This window comes from Streptomyces sp. NPDC047022, from assembly GCF_040644155.1.
Lineage (GTDB): Bacteria > Actinomycetota > Actinomycetes > Streptomycetales > Streptomycetaceae > Streptomyces.
Genome location: NZ_JBEYVV010000018.1, coordinates 40,983 through 60,077, shown reverse-complemented (window position 1 = coordinate 60,077; position 19,095 = coordinate 40,983). Strand labels below are relative to the sequence as shown.

At 71.3% G+C, this 19,095-nt stretch carries 18 protein-coding genes; 6 read left to right on the top strand and 12 right to left on the bottom strand.

Going from position 1 to position 19,095, the window contains the following annotated elements:
* Positions 1 to 39: 39 nt before the first annotated feature.
* Together ABZ845_RS19860 and ABZ845_RS19855 are read right to left on the bottom strand one after the other, a co-directional pair.
* Positions 40 to 1,134 carry a GNAT family N-acetyltransferase gene (locus ABZ845_RS19860; RefSeq protein WP_360981227.1) on the bottom strand — a complete coding sequence of 365 codons (1,095 nt, stop codon included), beginning with the start codon at positions 1,132 to 1,134 and terminating at the stop codon, positions 40 to 42.
* Between the two features lie 4 nt (positions 1,135 to 1,138).
* Positions 1,139 to 1,561 carry a hypothetical protein gene (locus ABZ845_RS19855; protein WP_360981224.1) on the bottom strand — a complete coding sequence of 141 codons (423 nt, stop codon included), beginning with the start codon at positions 1,559 to 1,561 and terminating at the stop codon, positions 1,139 to 1,141.
* Between the two features lie 277 nt (positions 1,562 to 1,838).
* Here ABZ845_RS19855 and ABZ845_RS19850 point away from each other — a divergent pair, with 277 nt between their 5' ends.
* Positions 1,839 to 2,636, top strand: a complete 798-nt coding sequence (locus ABZ845_RS19850; RefSeq protein ID WP_360981221.1) for an SGNH/GDSL hydrolase family protein — start codon at positions 1,839 to 1,841, stop codon at positions 2,634 to 2,636.
* Positions 2,637 to 2,639: 3 nt separating this feature from the next.
* Here ABZ845_RS19850 and ABZ845_RS19845 read toward each other — a convergent pair whose 3' ends face one another.
* The 4 genes from ABZ845_RS19845 to ABZ845_RS19830 form a co-directional block, all read right to left on the bottom strand.
* A complete protein-coding gene (locus tag ABZ845_RS19845) occupies positions 2,640 to 4,256 on the bottom strand; it encodes a serine/threonine-protein kinase (protein WP_360981218.1) in 1,617 nt (538 codons plus the stop codon).
* A gap of 66 nt (positions 4,257 to 4,322) precedes the next feature.
* Positions 4,323 to 5,900, bottom strand: a complete 1,578-nt coding sequence (locus ABZ845_RS19840) for a nickel transporter (RefSeq protein WP_360981215.1) — start codon at positions 5,898 to 5,900, stop codon at positions 4,323 to 4,325.
* Complete coding sequence (locus tag ABZ845_RS19835; RefSeq protein WP_360981212.1) at positions 5,897 to 7,357, bottom strand: tetratricopeptide repeat protein; 1,461 nt, start codon at positions 7,355 to 7,357, stop codon at positions 5,897 to 5,899. The genes ABZ845_RS19840 and ABZ845_RS19835 overlap by 4 nt, the downstream gene beginning before the upstream one ends.
* Positions 7,358 to 7,494: 137 nt before the next feature.
* Positions 7,495 to 9,021 (bottom strand): DUF4331 domain-containing protein, encoded by a 1,527-nt coding sequence (locus ABZ845_RS19830; protein ID WP_360981209.1) that lies wholly within the window; start codon positions 9,019 to 9,021, stop codon positions 7,495 to 7,497.
* A 287-nt stretch (positions 9,022 to 9,308) separates the two neighbouring features.
* Between ABZ845_RS19830 and ABZ845_RS19825 the strand changes: the two genes are divergently transcribed.
* The 3 genes from ABZ845_RS19825 to ABZ845_RS19815 all read left to right on the top strand — a co-directional run bounded on the left by ABZ845_RS19825 (position 9,309) and on the right by ABZ845_RS19815 (position 11,057).
* Complete coding sequence (locus tag ABZ845_RS19825) at positions 9,309 to 9,851, top strand: sigma-70 family RNA polymerase sigma factor (RefSeq protein ID WP_360981206.1); 543 nt, start codon at positions 9,309 to 9,311, stop codon at positions 9,849 to 9,851.
* Positions 9,848 to 10,672, top strand: coding sequence for an anti-sigma factor (locus ABZ845_RS19820; protein ID WP_360981203.1), 825 nt, complete (start codon positions 9,848 to 9,850; stop codon positions 10,670 to 10,672). Before ABZ845_RS19825 ends, ABZ845_RS19820 begins: the two co-directional genes overlap by 4 nt.
* A gap of 115 nt (positions 10,673 to 10,787) precedes the next feature.
* A complete protein-coding gene (locus ABZ845_RS19815; RefSeq protein ID WP_360981200.1) occupies positions 10,788 to 11,057 on the top strand; it encodes a hypothetical protein in 270 nt (89 codons plus the stop codon).
* Between the two features lie 55 nt (positions 11,058 to 11,112).
* Here the strand turns inward: ABZ845_RS19815 and ABZ845_RS19810 are convergent, their stop codons facing one another.
* The 3 genes from ABZ845_RS19810 to ABZ845_RS19800 are packed head-to-tail and all read right to left on the bottom strand — an operon-like array spanning position 11,113 to position 14,121.
* Complete coding sequence (locus tag ABZ845_RS19810) at positions 11,113 to 12,309, bottom strand: CaiB/BaiF CoA-transferase family protein (protein WP_360981197.1); 1,197 nt, start codon at positions 12,307 to 12,309, stop codon at positions 11,113 to 11,115.
* 58 nt (positions 12,310 to 12,367) lie between these two features.
* On the bottom strand, positions 12,368 to 13,153 hold the full coding sequence (locus ABZ845_RS19805; RefSeq protein WP_360981194.1) for an ABC transporter permease: 786 nt from the start codon (positions 13,151 to 13,153) through the stop codon (positions 12,368 to 12,370).
* The gene (locus ABZ845_RS19800; RefSeq protein ID WP_360981191.1) at positions 13,150 to 14,121 is read right to left on the bottom strand and encodes an ATP-binding cassette domain-containing protein; all 972 of its coding nucleotides are present in this window, start codon (positions 14,119 to 14,121) and stop codon (positions 13,150 to 13,152) included. The genes ABZ845_RS19805 and ABZ845_RS19800 overlap by 4 nt, the downstream gene beginning before the upstream one ends.
* A gap of 63 nt (positions 14,122 to 14,184) precedes the next feature.
* Between ABZ845_RS19800 and ABZ845_RS19795 the strand changes: the two genes are divergently transcribed.
* Entirely contained in the window at positions 14,185 to 14,895 is a 711-nt protein-coding gene (locus tag ABZ845_RS19795; protein WP_360981188.1) for a TetR/AcrR family transcriptional regulator, read from the top strand.
* A gap of 25 nt (positions 14,896 to 14,920) precedes the next feature.
* Here the strand turns inward: ABZ845_RS19795 and ABZ845_RS19790 are convergent, their stop codons facing one another.
* Genes ABZ845_RS19790 through hmgA form a run of 3 tightly spaced genes read right to left on the bottom strand, consistent with a single transcriptional unit; the run spans position 14,921 to position 18,206 of the window.
* On the bottom strand, positions 14,921 to 16,099 hold the full coding sequence (locus ABZ845_RS19790) for a type ISP restriction/modification enzyme (RefSeq protein WP_360981185.1): 1,179 nt from the start codon (positions 16,097 to 16,099) through the stop codon (positions 14,921 to 14,923).
* A 13-nt stretch (positions 16,100 to 16,112) separates the two neighbouring features.
* Positions 16,113 to 16,862, bottom strand: a complete 750-nt coding sequence (locus ABZ845_RS19785; protein ID WP_360981182.1) for a GntR family transcriptional regulator — start codon at positions 16,860 to 16,862, stop codon at positions 16,113 to 16,115.
* A gap of 27 nt (positions 16,863 to 16,889) precedes the next feature.
* Entirely contained in the window at positions 16,890 to 18,206 is a 1,317-nt protein-coding gene (hmgA, locus tag ABZ845_RS19780) for a homogentisate 1,2-dioxygenase (RefSeq protein WP_360981396.1), read from the bottom strand.
* Positions 18,207 to 18,377: 171 nt separating this feature from the next.
* Here hmgA and ABZ845_RS19775 point away from each other — a divergent pair, with 171 nt between their 5' ends.
* Positions 18,378 to 19,004, top strand: coding sequence for a TetR/AcrR family transcriptional regulator (locus ABZ845_RS19775; protein WP_360981180.1), 627 nt, complete (start codon positions 18,378 to 18,380; stop codon positions 19,002 to 19,004).
* The last annotated feature ends 91 nt before the right edge of the window (positions 19,005 to 19,095 follow it).

Below are 19,095 nucleotides of genomic sequence, written 5' to 3'. Positions count from 1 at the left end.
TGGAACATGTCCCTCGGTTTGGCGGGTATGGTCTTTAAGTCAACCCTTAGAACGGATTTTCCCAACCCGTTTAAGGATCTTGTCGGCCGGTTCGAAGAACTCCGGCCGTGACAGCACCGCGTTGCGCAGTGCCCGGACCGGGACGCGGTGCGCCCGGTGTCCGAACGCGACCGGGTGACGTCTGGTCACCCACCCTTCTGACACGATGAGTTCACGTGTCTTCAGGGAGTCTTTGTATTCCTTCTGGCCTCGCCCGAGATCCAGATAGGCGATTCCGTCGGCGGCGGCGGCCTCGGCCATACGAAGGTGCAGGATCAATCCGGGCGAGTATTTCGAGTACGCCGGGTCGTAGGCCGGGAACCAGCAGGCCAGCACCCGTTCCGTGCGCAGCCCGAAGTGCGCGGCGATCGGCCGTCCCCCGGCGTAGAGCACCGACAGGATGCCCGCGAACGGCTCCGAGCGGGTGTGGAAGAGCTGCTGCACCAGCTCGTTGATCCAGGGGTGCGCGAAGCGGTCACTGCGCCCCGTCCTGCGGTACTGCGCGGACTTCCAGGCCATCAGGGTCCGCAGGGCGGCCGGGTCGCGCTCGTCGTGGACGTAGTGCACCTCACCGGCGTCCCGTCCGAGCCTGCGCTCCTTGGCGAACGTGGTACGGGTGAACTTCGGTGAATGAGCCCGCAGTTGGCGCAGATATGCGTCATATCCCTGGTCGACGTCCATGACCGGGGACGGGAAGGCGCCGGAGGCTGAGCCTTCGAACGGCGTCTGGCCCTCCACCAGATGGTCGAACTCCCAGACGGCGAGCCCGCAGGCCCGCAGCAGCTCCCGTGCGTCCCAGGTGAAGTCCGGCCGGTGCACCAGACCCTGGCAGTCCGAGACGCCGAGGCCCACGGCGCGGCCGACGCCGGCCGCCGTTCTCTGGAACGGAAAGAACGCGGCGGGTTCCCCGTCCTCGCGTACGACGGCGATCCGCACACTCCGTCTGGTCCGGCCGACGGCGAGCGTGAACTCGGGGGACAGGAAAGGGTTCGCCAGTTCGGGTGAACCGTTGAGGTGGGCCTTCGACTGCAATGCCGTCCACGCCGCCCGTTCGGCGGCGCTGAGGTCGCCGGGGCGGTACACGCTGATGTCCACGTCTTCAGGCCCGTCTTCTCGCCGTACGGCCGTGGTGCCGCCGTACCAGTACCAGCAGGAGAACCAGGGAGCTGATCGCGGTCACCGCGACGATCCCGCCGCCGACCGACCACCGGTGCACCGCCAGCATGCCCTGGGCGACCAGCAGGTCCAGCGCGATCGCTCCCGCGACCGACACCACCGCGCGGGCGAACGGTTCGAGCCCCCGCAAGGCGACGCCGATGGCCATTGCGGGCGCGGCGAGCAGGAAGAACAGCGTGAACGGGCCGCGCAGCGGTGAGTCCGTGCCGCTGAGAGCGAGGATCGCGCCGACCCCCGCGACGGCGACCGCCGCGCCCGTGAGCAGAGGAAGCAGGTCCTTTCCCGGACCTTGTTCCGGCTGCCCGTCCTCACCTGATGAAGGTGGCTTGATGCCTAAGGTCTGCATTGGCGACTTTGCCCCCCGAAGCGCCGGATGCCGGGCTTCAATGTCGCGCAGTGGGCGGGGGGCCGTCAAGATGCGGAAGCAACCCTCACACGTTCTTGGTGAGCCCTAAACATGCGTTCCCCGTGATCAGTGGTGCCGTCGGGAATCGCGGTTCGAATGGCGAACATCGTTGCGAGAGTGAGCGCCGAAATGATCTTGTCATGAACACTTCCAGTCAATGTGCGCAGCTGCTACCACAGTTGCCGCAGAGATCCTGCTGACAAGGGAGTCGGTTTCCATGAGACGTTTGAGATGCACGGCCTTGGTGTCCTCACTTCTGCTGGCCGCCGATATCGCCCTCACCGGGGCGACCACCGCGCAGGCGTCGACGGCCGGCGGCTATGTGGCCCTCGGCGACTCGTACGCCTCAGGGGTCGGCGCGGGCAGCTACATCAGCTCGAGCGGCGACTGCGACCGCAGCACCAAGGCCTACCCGTATCTGTGGGCCGCCGCCCACTCCCCTTCCTCCTTCAGCTTCATGGCCTGCCTGGGCGCCACCACCACCGATGTGATCAACGATCAGCTCGGCACCCTCAGCAGCTCCACGAGCCTCGTCTCCATCAACGTCGGCGGCAATGACGCGGGCTTCACCAGCGTCATGGAGACCTGTGTGCTCACGTCCGACAGCACCTGCCTGTCGAAGATCGCCACGGCCGAGGCATACGTCGACTCGACCCTGCCCGGCAATCTGGACAGCGTCTACTCGGCGATCAGCGCCAAGGCCCCCAACGCCCATGTGGTCGTGCTGGGCTACCCCCGCCTCTACCAGCTCGGCACCAGCTGCCTCGGCCTGTCCGAGACCAAGCGGTCCGCGATCAACGGAGCCGCCGACGTCCTCGACGCGGCCGTCGCCGACCGCGCCGCCGCCCACGGCTTCACCTTCGTGGACATCCGCTCCGCCTTCGGCAACAACGAGATCTGCTCCAGCAACGCCTGGCTGCACAGCGTCAACTGGCTGGACATCACCGAGTCCTACCACCCGACCGCCGACGGCCACTCCGGCGCCTATCTCCCGGCGCTGACCAGCGCGGCCTGACGGTCAATAGCTCGAGGAGGAGGCCCCGTCCGTCGGGGTCTCCGTCTCACAGGTGACCGAGAACGGCACCGTCCCGGAGGTGACCCGTACCGGAGCGCGCACCTCAACACCGATCTCGTTGTGCACCGAACCGCCGGCGTCGTACGTGGTGACGACGATCTGCCGCTGCTGGGTGTCGCCGCCGCCCGCGGGGAACGACAGGGTCTTCCAGCCCGGGTCCGACACCTGCCCCGTCTTCGTCACCCAGCGGTACGACACCTCGGCCGGCACGCTGCTCACGGTGAAGGTGGCCGTGAACCGGGGGGCCCGCTCATCCGGCGGCGGGCAGCTCCCCGAGTAGTCGGTGTACGCGCCCGTGACCGTCACCCGGACCGACTGGGCGGGCGGGCTCGTCGTATGTGCCCCTCCGCTTCCGCTGCTTCCACCGTTTCCGTCGCTTCCGTGCGAGGGCGAGGAGCCGTCGCCGGACGAGGTGTACGGCGCGGGACCGCCCGAGGCCGCGCCGCTGGTGCTCCCGTGGCGCGTCGGGCCGCCGTCGGCGCTTCCGCTGTTGCCGCCGTTGTCATGGTTCATCAGGGCGTACGTCAGCCCCGCCACCGCCAGGACGAGCGCGAGCAGACCCGCGACCAGGACCGCCGCGGAGCCTCGCCGCCGCGAGGGCGGAGGGCCGGCCGCGGAACGGGAGGGCAGGGTCGAGGGCGAGGCGACAGGAGCCGGGAACGGGGGAGTCGGCGGTCCGCCCGGGGAAGCCGCGACCGTCGGCGCGTACCCGGCGGAGCCGGTGCGCGGGGTGCCGCCCGCCCCGATGACCCGCAGGTCCCGCTCCGCCTGCTCGGCCGGGATGCGCCGCGCCGGGTCCTTGCGCAGCAGCCCCTCGATCACCGGGGCCAGCGGACCGGCCCGGCGCGGCGGCGGCAACTCCTCGTCCACGACCGCCCGCAAGGTGCTGAGCGGGGTGTTCTGCCTGAACGGCGAGTTGCCCTCGACCGCCGCGTACAACAGCACCCCGAGGGACCACAGGTCGGACTCGGGACCCGGGGTGCGTCCGAGAGCGCGCTCGGGCGCGAGGAACTCGGGCGAGCCGATGACCTCGCCGGTCATGGTGAGCGCGGAGCTGCCCTCGACCGTGGCGATGCCGAAGTCGGTGAGGACCACCCGGCCGTCGTTGGCGAGCAGGACGTTGCCCGGCTTCACATCGCGGTGCAGCACTCCCGCCGCGTGCGCCGCGCGCAGGGCGGACAGCACCTCGGCGCCGATGTGCGCGGCCTGCTGCGGGGAGAGCGGGCCCTCCGCGTCCAGCTGGTCGGACAGTGCGATACCGCGGATCAGCTCCATCACGATCCAGGGCCGGCCGTCCTGGTGGGCCACGTCATAGACCGTCACGACGTTCCGGTTCGCCACCCGGGCGGCGGCCCACGCCTCGCGCTCCAGCCGGGTGTACATGCGCTCGACCTCGGCCGAGGGCAGCCCGGCCGGGGCTCGTACCTCCTTGACGGCGACCTCGCGGTGCAGCACCTCGTCCCGGGCCCGCCACACGGTTCCCATGCCACCCTCCCCGAGGGGGGACAGCAGTCGGTAGCGTCCCGCGATCACACGTTCACGGCCTGGTTCTTCGGACACGGGCGTCCCCCAATCGCTCTGGCGCGATGTCTCCACTCCGCGTGATTTCTCCCCAAAAAACGTAGCTCAACCGAGTGCGGATGCCGCCCCCCTGAAAACCAGTCCGGCTCCGAGTGCCAGAACGACGAAGGCGGAGCCCAGCGGCGCGGTCCTGCGTACCAGCGCGGCGAGGGGGCCGGAGGTCCAGTGCGGGCGCCGGTCCAGTACGCGGTTCATGCCGCTGCCCATCTTGACCACCGCGAACCCGGCGGCGCTCAGCGTCAGGGCGAGCCCGACGCCGTACGCGACGACGAGCAGCAGCCCGAACCAGGCCTGGCCGAGCGCGGCGGCGCCGACGAGGACGACGACGGCGGAGGGACTGGGCACGAGCCCCCCGGCGAAGCCGAGGAGGATCGTGCCGCGGAGGGTGGGGGCGATGGGGTGCGTGTGGGTGACGCCGCCGTGGGTGTGGGGGATTCCGTGCGTGTGGCTGTGGCCGTCCTCGTCGTGTTCGTGGTCGTGCGTGTGCCCGTGCTCATGGCTGTGGTCGTGCTCATGGCTGTGGTCGTGCGTGTGCCCGTGCTCGTGGTCGTGGTCATTGCTGTGGTCGTGCGTATGCCCGTGCGCATGCCCGCGGTTGCGCCAGGCCCGCCGGACGAGGGACGCGCCCGCCAGTGTGACGAAGACTCCGCTGGCCAGGCCGAGCCAGGCGATCACCGACGGCGCCGCCGCCGAACCGGCCGTGACCAGCAGGCCGAGGGTGACCACGCCCAGGGTGTGGGTGACCGTCACCGAGGCGGCCAGGGGCAGCACGTCCCTGAGCCCGGCCCGGCCGCCGCGGGCCGCCGCCGTCGCCGCCATCAGCGTCTTGCCGTGCCCCGGGGCGAGCGCGTGCAGCGCGCCCAGGCCGATCGCGATGACCAGGGCCAGCGCGGCGAAACCGGGGGTGAGGTCATGCCGTGCGACCAGATCCTCCAGCGCCCTGGTCCAGCGGTCGGCGCCGCGCGGCAGGACGGAGGCGGCCGGAGCGCCCCGCCGGTCGGCGGCGAGGGCGGGGCCGCCGGGCCGCACCCGCAGGGACGCCGTGACGGTGTCGGCCGGAGAGGAGAGCAAGTCCTTCGGGTAGCTGGTCAGTTCGCGGGACACGGAGGTCTTCGGAACATCCGACGCGGTGAGGGTCATCCGGTCGCCGCGTGCGGTGATCTCCCGCCAGCCCGGTCCGGTGGCCGTCCCCGCGCTGTGGAAGCCGAGGGCGAGGGTGCTCCTCCGGGGCAGCGGAGCCGTCAGCACGCACTCCACGCGCAAGGTGTGCAGTCCCGCCTGCCCCGGCCGCATCTGCGCGCGGCTCGTGCCGAGGGCGAGCGGGAGCGGGCGTCCCGAGACGGTGAGCCTGCCGCCTTCGGCCGCCCGCGCGCACCGCTGACGCGCCCATTCGGTCAGGCCGAGCCTCGTGATGTCGGGCCCGGCCTGGGTGGCGGGGATCTCCGCGAGGTCCTCGACATGGTCGATGCGCAGCTGTCCGGGAGCGGCGATCAGGCCGTCGTACCGGTTCACGGTGAAGTTGCCGAGCGGGTGGGCGCTCGCGGGGCCGGCCGGGGCGAGGACGAGGGCGCAGACGGCGGTCAGGGCGGCGGCACCGGAGGCGAGAAGGCGCCTGAGGCTCACTTCATCGCCTCCAGTGCCGTACGGGCCGCACGCTCGCCCAGCGGCGAGAAGCCGGAGTTGAGCCGCAGGGCCTCGGTGAGCGAGGCGCGGGCCTGGTCGATGTTCCCGGTGGCCCGCTCGATCATGCCGCGGTGGTAGAGGAAGGTGGCGCTGCGGTAGCCGGTGGCCGTGGCCTGCCGGGCGTACGGAAGGGCCTGCCGGTCCTGCCCGTTGACGTGCAGGGCCCAGGCGAGGGCGTCCGCCGTGTGCACGGTGTGGCGGCGCGTCCACTCGGCGCGGGCGGCCTTCAGCGCGGCCTTGCGGTCGCCGTGGTCGGCGGCGGCGAGCGCGGTGTCGAGGTCGGCGTCCACGCCGTTGGCGCGGGCCAGCGCGACCCAGGCGTCCACGAGGGAGTACTGGTCCCGGGCCTTGGCCCGGTCGCCCGCCTTCCCTCGCGCCTCGTACAACTCGCCCAGCTCGACCAGGGGCTGGGGGAGCGGATAGCGCTCGACGACCTGCTCCATGCCGCGGATCGCGTCCGCCGTGTCGCCCTGGGCCGCCTGAGCGCGGGCGCGGCCCTCCAGTGCGGGGAGGTAGGTGTCGTCCGCGGCCAGAGCCCGGGCGTAGTCGCGCAGGGCCGTCTTGTAGTCGCCCTGGTTCCAGGCGAGTTGGCCGAGCGCGGTCGCCACGTAGGCGATGTCCCCGTGCGAGGTGGCCGTGTCGAGGGCCTGTTCCAGGACACGGCGGGCGGTCTTCACATCGCCGCGCAGTTCGTGGACGTAGGCGTAGCGGGTGAAGACGGGGACGCCGGGGTGGCGCGCGTCGGCCAGGTCGGCGGCCTTCGACGCGTCGTCGTAGCGCCCGAGTTCCACGAGGGCGTCGATACGGGAGGACAGGGCCCGCTCGCTGTAGGGGTTCTGGGCGAGGGCGAGATCGGCGTACTTGAGGGCGCCGGTGAAGTCGTGACGTGCGGCGGCGAGCGCGGCCCGGCCGCAGAGCGCGGCGTCACCGCCGGGGCGCAGTTCCAGCGAGCGGTCGAGGGCCCGCCCGGCCTGCGGGTAGCGGGACGGGTCGCCCTTGGTGCGGGCCTGTTCGACGTAGGCCAGTCCGAGTGTCGCCCAGCCGCCGTAGTCGCGCGGCTGGGCGCGAAGATGGGCCTGGAGTGCGCGGATGCTCGCGTCGAGATCGTTCCCGGCGAGCAGTTCGGGGGAGACTCCGTCGGGCGAGGAGGCGACCGTGACCGCGCCGGCGCCGTCCCGTGCGGCACCGACGGCCACCGCGCCCGCGGTGAGGGCGACGGCCAGGGAGAGGGCGGAGAAGCCGAGTTGCGCGGCACGCCGGCGTCGTGCCGAGGCGGAGAACCGCCGCAGCGCCGAGACCCGTTCGCCGGTGTCGTCGGACGGCTCGCTCGCCGGATTGTCCTCGGGGCGGTCACCGTGCCCGCCCTCGGGCGCGCTCTCGTTCGTACGCGGGGACATCCCTCTCCTCAGTCTGGCGAGAAAAAAATCGGTGGTCGGGGGCGGCGCGGCCCGCCCCGTGGGGGGGGTGGGGGGTGCGGGCCGCGCCGGTCGAAGGGGACGGGCCCGGTGCGGGGCCCGTCCTGCGGGGTGGTGGGTCAGTAGGCCCGGTAGCGGGTGCGGCGGCGCCACCACATCACCGCGGTGCCGATCAGCAGGACCCCGGCCACGCCGGCCGCCGCGGAGCTCGCGATCAGCGCGGTGTCGGGGCCCTGGGAGCCGGTCGTCATCAGGCCGTCACCGAGCTGGTTGCGCACGCTGTTGCCGGTGCCCTTGGCGAGCGGACCGCGTGAGCCCGAGGTCGGCTCGGCCAGGTACGGGAAGGAGTGCCCGAAGTTCATGTCGTTCGCGTCGACCCCGTCGCCGAGGTCGTTCTTGGAGCCGACCAGTTCGCCCTCAACGACCTGGAGCGCCTCGTCGATCACGTCGTCACCGAGCCGGCGTCCGTTCGGGAAGCCCGCGTTGTCGCCGTCGAGCACCCCGAGCCGTTTCGGGGAGGCGGTGGGCTTGATGGAGGTGTTGAGCCGCAGCTCCTCCGCGGGCTTGACGTGCGGCGGCTGGTTGAGGCCCTTCACGCCCTTCAGGAAGACGTCCACCAGGTCGTTGCGCGGCTCGGCAGGCGCCTTGATCTTGTAGATCGACTCGATGAGCTTGGGCAGCTCCGGGTTGGTCACGTTCTTGAGGAACTGCGCGTCGTCCCACGGCGCGGACGCGTTGAACTTGTCCTTGTCCTTCTGCGGGTTGACGACTTCGTTGACGAGAGGGTTCCCGAGGCGTGAGACCTGTGACCAGTCGCCGTGGGCGTCCTTGCGCTGGACCGTCGACCAGATGCCGACGACCGGCTGATGCGCCGACTCGCGGATCATGTCGGTCGGCACCTGCAGGGCGAGGGAGTTGACGTTGTAGCCCTTCAGCGTGTCGTTGCCGACCTCCGACAGGTTCCCGCCGTACAGCAGGTCGAAGACGCGCAGGTCAGCGAAGAAGGGGTCGTCCGCCTGCCCTGCGAACGTGGTGGCGCCGCCCGCGAGCGGGTGGACGGCCTGGTCGCGCAGTTTGCCGTAGTCCGGCATCGACGCCTTGCCGACGTTCGACGGCGCCACCGGCACATCGTCGGCGATCCTCGTCCGCGACACCGGCTTCTGCTTGTGCAGCTTGATCAGGTCGATGTCGTACGTCTGCGTGATGTTCAGGTCCGGGTCGTCCAGGCTGGTGACCGGCCCCGTGTTGTAGAGGAAGGTGTTTCCGTTCTTGCGGTGCGTCTTGAAGGTGTAGCGGAAGACCAGCTCACCTTGTGCGTCGCCGTTGTTGTCGATGTGGATGTCGTACTGGGCGTCGTCCGCGAACGTGTAGAAGTTCGGGCCGCCCGCGGGCTCCTCGAACGGCACGAAGTTCGCGATGAGTGTCGTCGTGTCCGGCTTGTCGGGGCTCACGAACGCGTACAGATCGGTGTTGTCGTACTGCGGCTGCCCCGAGATCAGCGGCGCCTCCCGGTGGGAGGAGGCGGAGGCCGCCCGGGGTTCCAGCGCGGTCACACCGGCGGCCGCGAGCCCTCCGGCCGCCAGCGCGCCACAGATGAGGGCCGCGATACCCCTGCGTCCGGGGCCACTCCTGGAGATAGGTGTCATGCCGTCCGTCCTCCGTGCCAACTTGCCTGACGTACCGGTATTCGGAGCGGTGGGGCATGCGGATTGGCCGGATGCGGAAAAACTTTCCGTGCCCGCTCGACCCGCGTTTTCGGGCCGCTGATCCGTATCTCTTCCGTATGCGTGAACGCGGCTTGGGCCGTTCGTTCGGATCAGGCCGGATCAGGGAGAGATGCCAGGACCCGCGATCCCGGCCCGGCCCGGACGAGGGGTCCTGGAGCCGTGGTGGAGCGAGCAGGCCGTACGAGGCCGCGGAGAGGGGGGTAAGGGTGGAGGCGGACGAACTTCTGGTGCTGGTGGCCGGGGGTGACCAGAAGGCCTTCGAGGACCTGTACGGGCTGGTGTCCGGTCCGGTGTTCGGCCTGGTGCGGAGAGTGGTGCGGGATCCTGCGCAGTCGGAGGAGGTGGCCCAGGAAGTGCTGCTCGAACTGTGGCGCTCCGCCCCGCGGTTCGACCCGGGCCGGGGCAGTGCCCTGTCGTGGATCCTCACTCTCGCGCACCGCCGCGCCGTGGACCGGGTGCGCAGCGCCCGCGCGGCGGGCGAGCGCGAGCAGCGCGAGGCCCAGCGGGCACACCACCCGGCCTTCGACCAGGTCGCGGAGGAGGTGGAGGCCGGTCTTGAGCGCGAGTGGGTGCGGCGCTGCCTGGACCGGCTCACCACCCTGCAACGACAGTCCGTCACGCTCGCCTACTACGACGGATACACCTACCGTGAGGTCGCCGAGCGGCTCTCGTTGCCGCTCGGCACGGTCAAGACGCGGATGCGCGACGGGCTCACCCGGCTGCGCCAGTGCCTGGGAGGTGCCGCATGAGCCTGTTCTCCCGCCTGCGCTCCGGCGATCTGCACTCGCTCGCGGCCCCCTACGCGCTCGACGCCCTGGAACCCCGTGAGCGGCAGCGGTTCGAGAAGCACCTGGCCGGCTGTGAGCGCTGCGCCGCCGAAGTACGGGATCTGTCCGAGGACGCCGTGCGTCTCGCCTGGACCACCATGGCCCTGGCACCGCCCGGGCTGCGTGACCGCGTGCTCACCGCCGTACGCGAGATCCCCCAGGACGCCCCGCCCGCCCACAGCGCCGCCCGGGGGCGGGAGCCGCATCTTCCGCCGCATGTGTGGGGCACGGGACCGCTGCCCGCACGCGCTGCCCGTACGCCCCGGATGCGCCCCTTCTTCGCCCCGCTCGCCACCGCGACGGCCGCCGCGGCCCTCGTCGTCGCCGCGCTCTTCGCCGTTCAGGCCACGCAGGCGCGGAACAGCCTCGACGCCGAGCGCGCTCAGTCGCGTGAGATCGCCCACGTTCTCGCCGCCCCGGACGCCCGTGCGACGAGTGACCGCGATGCCGGGGGCCGAGGAATCGGAGTGATCGCTTCCGTGTCCGAGGGGCGCGCGGTCGTCACCCTCAGCGGACTGGGTGCGCCGTCCGGCGGACGTGTGCATCAGCTCTGGCTCATGCGCCCGGGCGCGCAACCGCGCTCCCTCGGGCTCTTCCATGACGACACGCCCCTGATCGCGAGCGGTCTGGCCAAGTCGGCGACGTCACTCGCCGTAACCGTCGAACCGGGCGGTGGCTCGGCTCAGCCCACCAGCCAGCCCATTGTCCAACTCGCCCTGCAATCCATTGGATTCGGACAGTAATCGTCAACACCCTTACCTGGAAGGTGAATCATGCGCCCGAGATACACGAGTGCCATGGTGGAGCGATAGGGTTACTCTGCCCGGGCCGGGTGGACTCGTACGGGTGGGGAGTGACATGGAACAGATAACAGTGCGCAGCAGGGCACGGGTCCCTGCGATCACCTGCGGGAGCAGCGCGACCAGTTCGCGCCTCGACCGCCATCTCTCGGTGCTGGGCGGCCCCGCCGTTCCGCAGCGGGACGCGGCCGAGGCGACCTTGCTGATGCGTGAACTGACCACACGTGACCGTGCGCACGAACGCAGCGGCAGGGGTGCGCGGGTGAGCAAGGTCTCGCTCTTCGCTCCGCTGCGCCGACTGCGCCGCTCGCTGTTCGGCGGGCACTGAGTACCGGCGTTCCTCACGGCGCCCGCGACGCGGGCGCTTGGGCAAGGACCCGCGCTCAGGCCGCCACACCGTCCCGGCGCAGCGCTGCGATCTCGTCGTCCGTCATCCCCACGGCACGCAGCAGCGTCTCGGTGTGCTCCCCGAGCGCGGGCACATCCCCCATGCACGCCTCCTTTCCGCCCGGCAGCGTGATCGGAGGCAGTAGAGCCTTCAGCGGTCCCACCGGTGTTCCCACCTTCCGCCACCGCTCCCTGGCGGCCAGCTGCGGATGCTCGGCCACCTCCCCCAGCTCCCTGAGGCGGGCGCACGCGATACCGGCCGCCTCCAGCCGGGCCACGGCCTCGTCCGTCCCGAGCGCCCCCAGCGCCTTCCCGACCAGAGCGTCCGTCTCGCCACGGTGGGCGACGCGCGCCGCGTTCGTCGCATACGCGGGATCCGTCGCGAGCTCCGGCCGACCGAGGACCTGCGCGGCGAGCCGCTGCCACTCCCTGTCGTTCTGCACGGAGAGCAGTACCCGCCCGCCGTCCGCCGTCGGATAGGCGTCGTACGGGGCGATGACGGCGTGCGCCAGACCCGTGCGCGCCGGGGACGTGCCGCCATGCATCGTGTGGTGCAGCGGATGGCCCATCCATTCGGCGAGCGCCTCCAGCATGGAGATCTCCACCGGGCCCCCGCGTCCCGTCGTACCCCGCCGCACCAGGGCCGCCAGCACCCCCGAGAACGCGTACATGGCCGCCGCGATGTCCGCAGCTGGGATGCCCGCCTTGGCCGGCCGCTCCGGTGTTCCGGTGACCGACACCAGGCCCGCCTCGCACTGCACGAGCATGTCGTAGGCCCGCTTGTCCGCGTACGGCCCCCACGCCCCGTAGCCCGAGATGTCCACGGCGATCAGCCGGGGGTGCGCCGCGCACAGCGTGGCCGCGTCCAGACCGAGCCGGGCCGCGGCCCCGTGCGCCAGGTTCTGCACGAACACGTCGGCGCCCGCGATCAGCCGCCGTACGGCGTCGAGCCCGCGGGGATCCTTGAGGTCCAGTGCGATCGACTCCTTGCCGCGGTTGCACCACACGAAGTGCGAGGCGAGACCGCCGGCCGTCGTGTCGTAGCCGCGCGCGAAGTCGCCGCCGTCGACCCGCTCGACCTTGATGACGCGGGCCCCGAGATCGGCGAGCTGACGGGTGGCGAACGGCGCGGCTACGGCCTGCTCGACGGCGACGACGGTGATGCCCTCCAAGGGCAGGGGGAGCTGATCCATGCCCTGGATCATGTCCCGTGCGCCGTGCCTTTGTCAGCAGGCGCCATGCCGGGGGCTGTCAGCGGCTTCCGCGCGTGTACCCGCGAACCGCGAGCGGACAGAAGACCAGGAGCAGCACCGCGCACCAGCCCAGTGCCCCGGCGACCGGATGGGCCACCGGCCAGGCGGCGCCGTGCGGCGCGGAAGCGGTGTTTCCGAAGAGCTCCCGCAGGGCGGTGGTCACCGCGCTGATCGGGTTCCACTCGGCGAGCACGCGCAGCCAGCCCGGAAGGTTGTCCGTGGGGATGTACGTGTTCGACAGCAGGGGCAGGACGAAGGTGGCGCCGCCCAGCTGCCCGGCCGCCTCCTCGCTGCGGGTCAGCAGTCCGAGGAAGATCCCGGCCCAGGTGCACGCGAACCGGAACAGCAGCAACAGGCCCACGGCGCCCACCACTTCGGGCCCCGATGCCTCGACGCGCCAGCCCACGGCCAGCCCGACCAGCAGCAGGGGGACCGTACCGGCGGCCGTGACGACGAGGTCGGCCACCGCCTGCCCGAGCGGCACGGCGGCCCGGCTCATCGGCAGGGTGCGGAACCGGTCCATCACCCCCCGGTGAGAGTCGTGGGCCGCCTGGAACATGCCGTTCATGATCCCGCCCGCTGCGGTCGCCACCAGCAGCCCTGGTACCAGGAAGCTGCGGTACTCGTCCCCGGGCATCGTGACCGCGCTGCCGAAGACGTACCCGAAGAACAGCAGCATCATGATCGGCATGGTCTGGCTGAGGACCGCCAGACCCGGGTTGTTCCGGACCTTCTGGATCTGGCGGCCGAGCATCGCCCCGCCGTCGTACACCCATGCGGTCATGCGGCAAGCTCCTTGCTGTCGGTGCGGTCGCTGTCGGGGAAGCCGCCGGTGAGGCGAAGGAAGACATCGTCGAGCGTGGGCGGTTTGAGGCTCGCGTCGAGCAACGGCACGCCTGCCGCGTCGAGTTCGCGCACGAGCCGGGGAAGGGTCAGCGTTGCGTCCGTGGTGACCGCGCCGACGGTGTTGCGGTCGAGGTCGAGGGACGGCTCGGAGCCGGTGAGCCGGTCGACCACGCCCGCCGCCTTCACCAGTGCGTCCGGATGCGCGACGAGCACCTCCGCGTACGACCCGATGAGCGCCTTGAGCTGCGCGGGCGATCCCGTGTGGGCGATGCGGCCCCGGTCCATGACGGCGATGTCGTCGGCGAGCCGGTCGGCCTCCTCCAGATACTGCGTGGTCAGCAGCACGGTCGTGCCCTCCTTCTTGAGGGCGCGCACCTCCTCCCAGATCCGGCCCCGGCTCTCCGGGTCGAGGCCGGTGGTGGGCTCGTCCAGGAACAGCACGTCCGGGCGGCGGATCAGACTGGCCGCCAGGTCGAGGCGGCGCCGCATTCCGCCGGAGTAGGTGGACGCCATCCGGTCGGCCGCCTCGGTGAGACCGAAGCGGTCCAGCAGTTCGCCGGCCCGAGCGGCCGTGTCCCGGATGCGGTGCAGCCGGGCGAAGAGCCTCAGGTTCTGCCGACCGGTGAGGTCCCCGTCGACCGACGCGTGCTGCCCGGTGACTCCGATCTTGCGGCGCACCTCGGCCGGCTCCCGTACGAGGTCGTGGCCCGCGACCCGCGCGGACCCCGCGTCCGGGTGCAGCAGCGTCGTGAGCAGCCGTACGGCCGTGGTCTTGCCCGCGCCGTTCGGCCCGAGCAGTCCGCAGACGGTGCCCTCGGCCACGGCGAGGTCCAGCCCGCGCACGGCGTGCACATCTCCGAACCGCTTCTCCAGACCCTCACTGAGTACAGCGTACGTAGTAGTCATGTCTCGACCATAGCGCACTACGTACGGTGTACGTAACTACGATGAGGGGAGAGGTGATGACCGATGGCGGGCCGAGCGGCCGAACCCGAAGTGATCTGGACGCGGCCCGAACGCGCGGGCCGGGGCCCGAGGCCGGCCTACAGCCGTGCCGACATCGCGGACGCCGCGGTGCGCATCGCCGACGCCGGAGGGCTCGACGCGGTCTCGATGCGGCATGTCGCGGCCGAACTGGGATGCGGCACGATGTCGCTGTACAACTACGTCCCCCGCAAGGAGGACCTGTACGAGCTGATGGTCGACGCGGTGAGCGGTGAGCACGAACTGTGGGAGCCCTCGGGCGACTGGCGTGCCGACATGCTGAGGGTCGCGCACCAGACCCGTGGCCTCATGCGGCGCCATCCCTGGCTTCCGCGCCTGATGTCGTCCCTGTACGGCTTCAGCCCCAACGTCCTGCGGTACGTCGAGCACTCACTGGCCTGCCTCGACCCGCTCGAGGTGTCCTACGGGACCAAGCTGGAGCTGTTCGCGATGCTCAACAGCACGGTGACCATGTACGTGGCCAATGAGCTGGCCACCGCCGAGCGCGCGCGAGCGTTGCCCTGGTCGGAGGAGCGGGAGAACGCCGTGCGGGCCGCGTATCTCGATGGGCGGCTCGCCACGGGCGCGTATCCGCGGCTGGCGGCGGCGTTCGCCGAGGCCCCCGGGCCGGTGGACCTTGAAGCGGTGTTCGAGAGGGTGGTGGGGCGACTGCTGGACGGGTTCGGAGGCGGCTGAGGGGGCGCGTGCGGCCGCCGGTGCGTCACAGCAGGGCGAACTGGCCCTCCGGGCCCTCCTCTTGATGGTCAAGTACTGAGGCCGGGCGGCGGGAGGACGGCGGGGGCGGGAGAACGCCTGCCTTGCGCAGAGAACCCGCCGTGAGGGGGGACGTCGCGTCCAGAACCGACTGCCGGGGACGCAGTTCCGCCAAGAGGGCCAGGACCGTGATCAGTTCCAGGAGCTCGGACGTCCAGGGCTGGGGCCAGGCCGGCGGGCGGATCGCCTCCAGCGTGCCGCGGGGTGCCTCGACGGTGCGTGCCGCGAACCACTGCTCCAGGACGCGTACCCCGCTCACCTCGAATTCCCAGGCCTGGGACGGCACCGGGCTGATGCGGCCCTCGCCGATGCACAGGGCCTCCTCGCCCTGGTCGTAGTGGAGCGTCAGCGGGCGCTTGGGCAGCGGCGCGCGCACGTACGGGCGCCGGCCACCGGGCAGCTTCGGGCGTTCGCCGTCCCGGCGCATCAGCCAGAGCACGCGACGGCCCAGTTCCACTCCGCGCGTCCACACGTCCGGGTTCCCGGTGAGCGGGACGGCCGGACCGTCCGGGCCGGGGCGTACCACCGACAGAATCCACGCGAGGACGTCGATCGGTGCCACGGGCAGGCCCAGACGGGCGCCGAGATGCTCCAGCAGGCCCGGCGCCAGGTTGGGTTCGGTGCCGCCGGGGCGGCGGTAGAGCGGGCGGATACGTCCGGCACGCAGCAGGGGCGGCAAGGAGGTCGCCAGCAGGAGCGGGCCGTCGGCACCGGGCGCCGGGGACGTCTCCACGGCGAAGATCTGGTGCTCGTCCGCCACACGCCACAACTCCGGCCGCGCCGCGTCGATCAGACGATGGTCCGGGATCAGCCACTGCTCGTCGAACGGCGCGCGCAGCACGCGTTCCGGCTCGGGGCAGCGGCCTGTGGCGCGCGCCAGCTTCTCCGTGCCGCCCGCGGGACGGCCGGGCAGCTGCCCCACGGCCGAGTGCAGCGTGCGCGCACGCGTGGGCTCGAACAGGGCCTCACGGTCGGGTCCTTCGGCCTTCACGAAGGCCTCCCACCGTGCCCTGAGCGAGGCCGCGTCGGGCGCCGACGGCCAGGCGCGGCCCGGACGCAAGGGGGCGACGGACCACGGCATGAGGTCCGCGAGCAGCGGAGTGTCGTCGTGCGTCACGCTGGGCATCGTACGACGGCTCTCAGGTCGCCTCGAGGGTGACCGTGAAGGAGAACCGGTCCCCGCGGTAGTGGATCACCGCGACGTCGAGAGGCCGGCCAGCGGTGTCGTAGGTGACGCCCGTGTAGTGCAGGATCGGGCTGAGCAGCGGGACTTCGAGCAGCCTGGCGGTGTCCGGATCGGCCAGCCGCGCCTCCACGGTGTCCGTGATGCGGCTGATGTCCGCCCCGACCACATCCCGCAGCACCTTGGTCATCGGCCAGCGCACCAGGTCCTCGCGGTCGATGCGCTCGGCCAGTTCGGGGCGTACGTAGTTGAGGGCGTGGTTGGTCGGTTCGCCGGTCTTCTCGTCGCTGCGCAACCGGTGGTACGTCGTCACCTCGGTGAGGTCCGGGAAGTACTCGGCCAGATCCGGCGGTACCGGCGACGTGCCGTGGTCCAGCAGTTCCGTCGCCATGCCCGACTGCTGGGCCACGATCGCGTCCACCGAGCCCAGCAGCCGCACCGGGGCGCCCCGGACCGCGCTGGGCTCGATGAACGTGCCGCGCCGGCGGTGACGCGTGATGAGTCCCTCGTCCTCGAGCTCCTTCAGCGCCTGCCGCATGGTCAGCACACTCACCCCGTAGTGCCCCGCGAGCTGCTCCTCGGTGGGCAGGCGCAGCGGGTCCTGGGGCGAGCGGCCCAGTATCGAGGCGCGCAGCGACTGCGACACCTGATACCAGAGCGGCAGCTTGCGGTTCAGGACGAGGGAGTCGGGGGCGAAGGAGGTCACGGGGCTATCCGTATCGGTCCGCGGCGCTCAGTGCAACGGGCGGAAGTGGCGCTCGAGGCCCTGCCACACCCCGTCGTACCCGCGCTGCAGATGCTCCGCGCGTGCGGCCCCTGGCGTCAGGGTCAGCGGCCAGCGCGTCTCGAACATGAACGCCACCCCGTCATCGACCTTCTGGGGCCTGAGCTCGGCGGCACTTGCCTTGTCGAACGTCTCCCGGTCCGGACCGTGCGCCGACATCATGTTGTGCAGCGAACCCCCGCCCGGCACGAAACCCTCCGCCTTGGCGTCGTAGGCGCCCTCGATCAGGCCCATGTACTCGCTCATCACGTTCCGGTGGAAGTACGGCGGCCGGAACGTGTTCTCCCCCACCAGCCAGCGCGGAGCGAACACCACGAAGTCGACGCCCGCGAGACCGGGGGTGTCGCTCGGCGAGGTCAGCACCGTGAAGATCGAGGGGTCCGGGTGGTCGTAGCTGATGGTGCCGATGACATTGAAGCGCCGCAGGTCGTAGACGTACGGCACATGGTTTCCGTGCCAGGCGACGACATCGAGCGGCGAGTGGTCGTACATCGCCGTCCAGAGGTTGCCGCAGAACTTGTTCACCACCTCGACCGGGCCCTCGACATCCTCGTACGCGGCGACCGGCGCCCGGAAGTCCCGGGCCGACGCGAGGCCGTTGGCGCCGATCGGGCCGAGGTCGGGGAGGTGGAAGGGGGCGCCGTAGTTCTCGCATACGTAACCGCGGGCGGAGCCGTCCAGCAGCTCCACGCGGAAGCGGACGCCGCGCGGGACCAGCGCCACCTCCCAGGGCTCCACGCGCAGCATCCCGAACTCCGTGCGCAGCAGCAGCCCGCCGTGCTCGGGAACGATCAGCAGCTCACCGTCGGCGTCACTGAAGACGCGGTGCATGGAGGCGTTGGCGTGGTACAGGTGCACGGCCATGCCGGTGCGCTGGGTGACGTCGCCGTTGCCGCCGAGGGTCCACAGCCCGCCGAGGAAGTCGGTCCCGGCCGGAGGCTCGGGCAGCGGGTTCCAGCGCAGCCGGTTGGGGTCGGGCACCGTCTCCGTGAACGGCCCCGAGCGGATCGTCCCGTTGTCCGTCCGGCTGAACTGCGGGTGGGCGGCCGAGGGGCGGATGCGGTACAGCCATGAGCGCCGGTTGTGTGCCCTCGGCTCGGTGAACGCCGTGCCGCTCAACTGCTCCGCGTACAGCCCGAGCGGCGCGCGCTGCGGTGAGTTGCGCCCTTCGGGCAGCGCGCCCGGGATCGCCTCCGAGCTGTGCTCGTTGCCGAAACCGGAGAGATAGGACAGCCCCTCCGCGATCTTCCTCGCGTCCCCGTTCATCACCGCTCCCTCGTCACTCACTTATTCCTATGCATCACCGTAGGATTCAGCAGGCGGGTGCGCAAGGGGGCGCGTGAGCGCCGCGTCGCCCGACGGGTGGCGAATGAGCGTTCGGGCCGCTGATTCCCGTACACACGGGGGAGGTTCACCGGCACCAGGCAAAGAGGCATCATGAATCCCGTGCCCCGAGCGACATCGCTGCGCCGCGCGCCCGTCCAGCGCCGCAGCGCCGAACGACTGACCCGGATCCTCGACGCGTGCGCCGATCTGCTCGACGAGGTCGGCTACGACGGCCTGAGCACCCGGGCCGTGGCCCTGCGGGCCGGAGTGCCCATCGGCTCCGTGTACCGCTTCTTCGGCAACAAGCGGGCGATGGCGGACGCTCTCGCGGAGCGCAACCTGGAGCGTTACATCGAGCGCGTCACGCGGCGCCTTGCCGGCGCGGAGGGGGGCGGCGAGGGGGGCTGGCGTGCGGCCATGGACGTGGTGCTCGACGAATACCTGGACATGAAGCGCACGGTGCCGGGGTTCTCGCTGGTCGACTTCGGCAACCAGATTCCGGTCGGGGCGCGACGCGCCGAGCCGAACCACCGGGTCGCCGACCGGCTGACGGAGCTCTTGCCGGCGTACCTCGGGCGCGAGCCGGACGACGATCTGCGCCGAGCGTTCCTGATCGCGGTCGAGACCGCGGACACACTCGTCCATCTGGCCTTCCGGATGGCCCCGGAGGGCGACGAGAAGGTCATCGACGAGACGCGGGTGCTCTTGCGCGCATATCTCGAAAGGCTCCTCGACTGAGGGCCCCGCACGACTCACACGACGCCACCCCTTGCGAGCGCTGGCGGCCACCCCGAAAGGGGCGCGGGGAACTCCGCGAGGAACCACGACG

Bases quoted from the DNA above. Each gene is read 5' to 3' on its own strand.
- ABZ845_RS19855 (WP_360981224.1), bottom strand. From the start codon at position 1,561: ATGCAGACCTTAGGCATCAAGCCACCTTCATCAGGTGAGGACGGGCAG.
- ABZ845_RS19850 (WP_360981221.1), top strand. From the start codon at position 1,839: ATGAGACGTTTGAGATGCACGGCCTTGGTGTCCTCACTTCTGCTGGCC.
- ABZ845_RS19835 (WP_360981212.1), bottom strand. From the start codon at position 7,357: ATGTCCCCGCGTACGAACGAGAGCGCGCCCGAGGGCGGGCACGGTGAC.
- ABZ845_RS19830 (WP_360981209.1), bottom strand. From the start codon at position 9,021: ATGACACCTATCTCCAGGAGTGGCCCCGGACGCAGGGGTATCGCGGCC.
- ABZ845_RS19820 (WP_360981203.1), top strand. From the start codon at position 9,848: ATGAGCCTGTTCTCCCGCCTGCGCTCCGGCGATCTGCACTCGCTCGCG.
- ABZ845_RS19815 (WP_360981200.1), top strand. From the start codon at position 10,788: ATGGAACAGATAACAGTGCGCAGCAGGGCACGGGTCCCTGCGATCACC.
- ABZ845_RS19810 (WP_360981197.1), bottom strand. From the start codon at position 12,309: ATGGATCAGCTCCCCCTGCCCTTGGAGGGCATCACCGTCGTCGCCGTC.
- ABZ845_RS19805 (WP_360981194.1), bottom strand. From the start codon at position 13,153: ATGACCGCATGGGTGTACGACGGCGGGGCGATGCTCGGCCGCCAGATC.
- ABZ845_RS19800 (WP_360981191.1), bottom strand. From the start codon at position 14,121: ATGACTACTACGTACGCTGTACTCAGTGAGGGTCTGGAGAAGCGGTTC.
- ABZ845_RS19795 (WP_360981188.1), top strand. From the start codon at position 14,185: ATGGCGGGCCGAGCGGCCGAACCCGAAGTGATCTGGACGCGGCCCGAA.
- ABZ845_RS19790 (WP_360981185.1), bottom strand. From the start codon at position 16,099: ATGCCCAGCGTGACGCACGACGACACTCCGCTGCTCGCGGACCTCATG.
- hmgA (WP_360981396.1), bottom strand. From the start codon at position 18,206: ATGAACGGGGACGCGAGGAAGATCGCGGAGGGGCTGTCCTATCTCTCC.
- ABZ845_RS19775 (WP_360981180.1), top strand. From the start codon at position 18,378: ATGAATCCCGTGCCCCGAGCGACATCGCTGCGCCGCGCGCCCGTCCAG.